This window comes from Pseudoflavonifractor capillosus, assembly GCF_016899775.1.
GTDB lineage: Bacteria > Bacillota > Clostridia > Oscillospirales > Oscillospiraceae > Lawsonibacter.
Window position 1 is genome coordinate 1 of record NZ_JACJJE010000165.1, and the last position, 389, is coordinate 389.

The 389-nt window shown below is 62.2% G+C and carries 1 protein-coding gene; it reads left to right on the top strand.

Going from position 1 to position 389, the window contains the following annotated elements; all coding sequences use genetic code 11:
• Window positions 1–389, top strand: a 389-nt coding sequence (locus H6B31_RS16825; protein WP_204899540.1) for an S-layer homology domain-containing protein, incomplete at both ends; no start/stop codon positions are given.

Sequence of the window (389 nt, forward strand, 5' to 3'; positions counted from 1 at the left end):
GCCGCGAGCAGCAGCTACACGGATGTGGCCGACACCGACAATGTGGAAGCCATTGAAGTGCTCAAGACGGTTGGCATCATGGTGGGCGACGAGTCCGGCGACTTCAACCCCGATCAGAATGTCACCCGCAATGAGATGGCCGTTGTCATGTCCAACCTGATGGCTTACAATGTGGCCACTTACGCCAACACCTCTCCCTTCACCGACGTGCCTTCCTGGGCTGAGCCCTATGTGGCCGCCTGCTGGACCAACGGCATCACCGCCGGCACCAGCGCCACCACCTACGGCGGCAGCGAGAGTGTGACCACCGCTCAGGCGGCCCTGATGCTGATGAAGGCTCTGGGCTACTTCCAGTACGGCAGCGACTTCGGCAGCGACTGGCAGCTGGC